This window comes from Streptomyces purpurogeneiscleroticus (genome assembly GCF_020024005.1).
GTDB lineage: Bacteria > Actinomycetota > Actinomycetes > Streptomycetales > Streptomycetaceae > Streptomyces > Streptomyces purpurogeneiscleroticus.
This window is the reverse complement of sequence record NZ_NHSG01000355.1, coordinates 1-4483: the sequence shown is the minus strand read 5'-3', so window position 1 is coordinate 4483 and position 4483 is coordinate 1. Positions and strand designations below refer to the sequence as shown.

Annotated in this window: 5 protein-coding genes; 4 read left to right on the top strand and 1 reads right to left on the bottom strand. The window is 72.4% G+C overall.

All coding sequences use genetic code 11. From position 1 onward, the window contains the following. Nucleotides 1–173 precede the first annotated feature (173 nt). From CCS38_RS24370 to CCS38_RS24355, 4 genes are all read left to right on the top strand, one after another. On the top strand, nt 174–1139 hold the full coding sequence (locus tag CCS38_RS24370; protein WP_223735439.1) for a glycosyltransferase family 2 protein: 966 nt from the start codon (nt 174–176) through the stop codon (nt 1137–1139). A gap of 155 nt (nt 1140–1294) precedes the next feature. Continuing rightward, nucleotides 1295–1843, top strand: a complete 549-nt coding sequence (locus tag CCS38_RS24365) for a type 1 glutamine amidotransferase domain-containing protein (protein ID WP_223735438.1) — start codon at nt 1295–1297, stop codon at nt 1841–1843. 46 nt (nt 1844–1889) lie between these two features. Next, complete coding sequence (locus tag CCS38_RS24360) at nt 1890–3074, top strand: zinc-dependent alcohol dehydrogenase (protein WP_223735437.1); 1185 nt, start codon at nt 1890–1892, stop codon at nt 3072–3074. A 110-nt stretch (nt 3075–3184) separates the two neighbouring features. After that, nucleotides 3185–3379, top strand: a complete 195-nt coding sequence (locus CCS38_RS24355; RefSeq protein ID WP_223735436.1) for an antitoxin — start codon at nt 3185–3187, stop codon at nt 3377–3379. Nucleotides 3380–3417: 38 nt separating this feature from the next. On the opposite strand, the gene CCS38_RS24350 is transcribed toward CCS38_RS24355, so the two are convergent. Next, complete coding sequence (locus tag CCS38_RS24350; protein ID WP_223735435.1) at nt 3418–4380, bottom strand: pyridoxal-phosphate dependent enzyme; 963 nt, start codon at nt 4378–4380, stop codon at nt 3418–3420. Nucleotides 4381–4483 lie beyond the last annotated feature (103 nt).

Here is a 4483-nt window from a genome sequence, read left to right as displayed (position 1 = left end):
TGCCCTGCGGCGCCCGGTTCGCCGCGCGCGGCCGCCCTGCTCGGCCTGCTCGCCCGCATCCCGCCCGCGCTCGACCGGCGCCACCCGCTGCCCGTCGACGTGGAGCACGCCATCGGCCTCCTGGAGCGCCCGGCCCGTACCTCGTCCGCCGTACGACCAGGGACACACCAGCCATGACACAGCACGAGGGCCACCGCACGGTGGCCGCACCGGCTCCGGCGGACAGCGACCGGCAGGAAGCCGGGCCGGACGGCCGCACGACCGTCGTCGTCATCACCCACAATCGCCGCGCCGAACTCCTGCGTACACTCCGCTCGTTGCGCGCGTTGCCGGAGCGGCCGCCCGTCATCGTCACGGACAACGGCTCCACCGACGGCACGGCGGAGGCGGTGGCGCGGGAGTTCCCCGAGGTACGGCTGCTGCGCCCGGGCCGCAACCTCGGTGCCATCGGCCGCAACCTCGCCGTCCACTTCGCCGACACGCCCTACGTGGCGTTCTGCGACGACGACACGTGGTGGGACCCCGGCGCGCTGCGGCGCGCGGCGGACGTCCTCGACGACCGGCCGCGGCTGGCCGCCGTCACCGCCCGCATCGTCGTGGAGCCCGCGGGGACCGAGGACCCTGTGGTCGCCGAGCTGCGCGACTCCCCGCTGTCCGGCCCCGACTGGCTGCCCGGCCCCGCACTCGGCTCGTTCCTGGCGGCCGCGACCGTATTGCGCACCGCAGCGTTCCGCGAGGGCGGCGGCTTCCACCCGGGCCTGTGGCTGGGCGGCGAGGAAGAGCTGCTGGCCACGGATCTCATCGAACGTGGCTGGTGGCTCGCCTACGACGAACGGCTGACCATCCATCATGCGGCGTCCACCGCCCGGGACAGCACGGAGCGCCGGGTGCTGGGGCTGCGGAACACGCTGTGGTTCACCTGGCTGCGGCGGCCGCTGCTGCCCGCGGTGCGGCGCACGGCGCACCTGGCGCGCACCGTCCCGCACGACCGCGCCTCGCTGCGCGCCTTCGGCCGTGCCCTGGCCGGGCTGCCCTGGGTGCTGCGGGAGCGGGCCGCCGTCTCCGCCGGTACGGAGGCGCGGATCGTGGCGCTGGAGGAGGCGCGGCGGGGGTCCGGGGCGCGGCGGTACGTGGGGTGAGGTGGCCCTACGCGGGGTGAAACGGCGGTGGCGCGGCGCGTTCGGCCCAGCAGGACACGCATGGTCCGCCACCAGCGTGGAACCCTGGACAAGGCACTCATATCACCCCCCATATCACTCCCTTGTTCCGATCGTTCCGTAAGGACGTGAGCGCAATGCAGGTCGCATTCCTGGTGGCCCCCGAAGGCGTCGAGCAGGTCGAGCTGACGGAGCCGTGGCAGGCCGTGAAGGACGCCGGGCACACGCCGCGGCTGGTCTCGACCAAGTCCGGGCAGATCCAGGCGTTCAACCACCTCGACAAGGCCGACACCTTCGATGTGGACTCCGCCGTCGCCGACGCGCGGATCGAGGACTACGGCGGCCTCGTCCTGCCCGGCGGCGTCGCCAACCCCGACTTCCTGCGCATGGACGAGCAGGCCGTCGCCTTCGTCAAGGGCTTCTTCGACGCAGGCAAGCCGGTCGCCGCCATCTGCCACGCGCCCTGGACGCTGATCGAGGCGGACGTGGTGCGCGGCCGCACCCTGACCTCCTGGCCCAGCCTGCAGACCGATATCCGCAACGCGGGCGGCACCTGGGTCGACGAGCAGGTCAAGGTCTGCACCGGCGGCCCGAACACACTGATCACCAGCCGCAAGCCGGACGACCTGAGCGCCTTCAACGGCGCGCTGGTCAAGGAATTCACCGCCCAGGACCACCAGTCCTGAGCGTCCCCCACTCCTGACACAGCTCTTTCGAGAGCAGGAGGCAGCGATGCGCGCCCTCACCTGGCACGGGAAGCGGGACGTACGGATCGACACCGTCCCCGACCCGAAGATCCAGGATCCGACCGATGTGCTGGTGAAGATCACCTCCACCGGCATCTGCGGTTCGGACCTGCATCTGTACGAAGTACTCGGCCCCTTCCTGGAGCCCGGTGACATCCTCGGCCACGAACCGATGGGCGTCGTCGAGGAGATCGGCTCCGAGGTCACCACGCTCAAACCGGGAGACCGGGTCGTCGTGCCCTTCAACGTCTCCTGCGGCACCTGCTGGATGTGCTCCCAGGGCCTGCAGTCGCAGTGCGAGACCACCCAGAACCGCGAGCGCGGCAAGGGTGGCTCGCTCTTCGGCTACACCAAGCTGTACGGCCAAGTGCCGGGCGGGCAGGCGGAGTTCCTGCGCGTTCCCTTTGCCGACCAGCTGCCGATCAAGGTCCCGCACGGGCCGCCGGACGACCGCTTCGTCTACCTCTCCGACGTGCTGCCCACCGCGTGGCAGGCCGTGGAGTACGCGGACATCCCGACCGGCGGCACCGTCACGGTCCTCGGCCTCGGCCCGATCGGCGACATGGCCTGCCGGATCGCGCTGCACCGCGGTGCCTCCAGAGTCATCGGCGTCGACCTGGTACCGGACCGCCTCGCGCGGGCGCGGGACCGCGGCGTGCACACCCTGGACCTCAGCGAGTTCGGCAAGCACACCGCCGACGAGATCCGCCGGCTCACCGACGGCCGGGGCACCGATGCCGTCATCGAGGCGGTCGGCATGGAGGCGCACGGCACACCCGGCGCGAAACTCGCCCAGCAGGCCGTCGGGCTGCTGCCGAGCGCGGTGGCCGAGAAGATCACCGAACGCGCCGGGGTGGACCCGCTCGCCGCCCTGAACACCGCGATCGACGCGGTCCGCCGGGGCGGCACGCTCTCCATCTCCGGCGTCTACGGCGGCAACGTCGACCCGCTGCCGATGCTGACCATGTTCGACAAGCAGATCCAGATCCGGATGGGGCAGGCGAACGTCCGCCGCTGGGTGGACGAGATCCTGCCGCTCCTCGACGACGCGGACGTCCTCGGTGTCGAGGACTTCGCCACCCACCGGCTGCCGCTGGAGGAGGGCCCCGAGGCGTACGCCACGTTCCAGGCCAAGCGGGACGGCATGGTCAAGACGCTGCTGCAGCCCTGACCACCGCCCTCCCACGGGCCCGGCCGGGGGTGCACGGCCAGCGGATGCGTACCGCGTGCCGGTCCCCGATCCTGGACGGGACGGGGAAGCACGCAGGAAGGACGGACACCATGTCTGTGATGGACAAGCTCAAGCAGATGCTGAGCGGCCATGGAGACAAGGCCGGCAAGGGCATCGACAAGGGCGGTGACATGCTCGACGAAAGGACACAGGGCAAGTACAGCGGCCAGGTCGACTCCGCCCAGGACAGGCTCAAGGGCCAGCTGGGATCGGACCAGGGCAAGGAACCCCCGCACCGGCAGTAGGCGTCCGCCCTCTCAGGGCCCGCCCGACGGGACCCGGCTCAGCCGGTCAGGCCGAAGTCACGCGCCCAGCGCATGACGTCCTCGGTCGCGGCGTTCCCGCCGCACAGCACCAGCCCGATCCGGGCCTCGTCCCCGACCCGCCCGACCACCTGACGGGCCGCCGGCAGCAGAGCGCCGGCGGCCGGTTCGGCCCAGACCTTCGCGTGCTCCGCGAGGTCCAGTACGCCCCGCACCGCCTCCCGGTCCGGCACCACCAGCACCTCGTGCACCAGCTCCGCGACATGGTCGTACGTGAGCTGCGAGGCGGCCGGGGCGCTCAGCGTGGACACGATCGAGGACAGCTCGACGGGCACCGGGCCGCCCGCGGCGAGCGCCTCGGACATGGCCTCTGCCCCCTCGGTCTCCACGCCCCAGACGCGGACTCCTGGGCGGCGCGCGCGCAGCGCCGCGGCGACGCCCGAGATCAGCCCGCCGCCCCCGATGCTGACCAGTACATCCGTCAGCTCGCCCGCGTCCTCCGCGAGCTCCAGCCCGACGGTGCCCTGAGCGGCCACCACCACCGGGTCGTCGAAGGGGTGCACCAGCGTCAGGCCGTCCGCCTCCAGCTCGGTCACCAGCTTGAACGCGCTCTCCATGTCCTCGGTGAGCTGCACCGAAGCACCGGCCGCCTCAGCGATGCCGACGGCACGCGCGGGCGCCGACCGCGGCATCACCACCGTCGCCTTCAGGCCCAGCGCCCCCGCCATCACGGCCAGCCCGATCCCGTGGTTGCCGCCGCTCACCGCCACCACGCCCGCGGCCCGGTCCGCCTCGCTCAGCGACAGCAGCTTGGCCGTCGCCCCGCGCGCCTTGAAGGAGCCGGTCCGCTGCAGCAGTTCCAGCTTGGCGGTGACGGGCGCGCCGAGCAGCGCGGTCAGGCCGGGACTGGACACCGTCGGAGTCCGCACGACGTACTCGGCGATCCGGTCGGCCACTGCCTCGATGTCCGCGATGCCGATCACGGCACCCTCCCTCTGCGTCGGCGTCCATTCCGCTGCCACCTGCTGTGATGCGGGCGGGCGGGGCTCCGACCCTACAACCGGCGGGCGGGAGGGCACCGACGTC